Raw genomic sequence first — 760 nt, 5'->3', positions numbered from 1 at the left:
CGATCGTCTTGCCGAGGGAGTAGCGCAGCGCGACTTTGTCGACAACGGGCCACAGCACCAGGTTCAGCGAGGGCATCACGTCGGTCGACTTGGCCTCGACCGATGCGTTCTGCGAGAAGGTGTTCGACACGAAGCCGGCGGGGGCCGTCGGGTTGTTGATATCGAAAGCGGCGGTTTTGCGCACCGAGCGGAAGGTCAGGTAGCCGGTGCCGGTCACGTCGGTCTGCACCACGCGCACGCCGAAGTTGCCTGCCAGTTCCATACCGAAGGGCAGGGCCCAGTTCGTGAACGGCACGCGGTCGATCTCGAAGTCCGTCATCAGATAGGCGGCCTTGGACTTCTCGGTGAACTTGGTCATCGGCATGTCGTAGACCTTGCCGTCGCTGGCCGTGCAGGTGCGGAAGCAGTCCAGACGCACCGGGATGCCGGCAAGCTGGAACATCTTGTCGACGTCGAGCTGGTTCCAGCCGTCGATCAGCGTCGCCGGGCGGTCCTTGGAGCCGCCGTAGAACTGGCCGGCCGGGGCCATGGTCAGCGTCTGGCGGATCAGTTCTTCGTACTGCGCCTTGGTGAACGTGTTGGTGCCCGCCACCACGCTGCCGGTGCCGTTGTTGAGCTGGTTGTTGGGGATGTAGCCGTAAGCGCAGGGCTGGCCGTTCGCGGCCACGGAGCCGGCGGTGTTCTCGCAGCCGATGACGTTCCAGCGCGTGTTGACGCCGGGCATGTACACGCCCGGCACGAAGCCGGCCGTGCCGAAGGT

The 760-nt window shown here is 65.1% G+C and carries 1 pseudogene; it reads right to left on the bottom strand.

Going from position 1 to position 760, the window contains the following annotated elements:
- A pseudogene (locus ACXJKR_RS33955) lies at positions 1-760 on the bottom strand (TonB-dependent receptor); the annotation flags it as partial.

The organism is Roseateles sp. P5_E11, assembly GCF_054049355.1.
The sequence above is the reverse complement of the archived record's forward strand: the minus strand, read 5'-3'. Positions and strand labels throughout refer to the sequence as shown.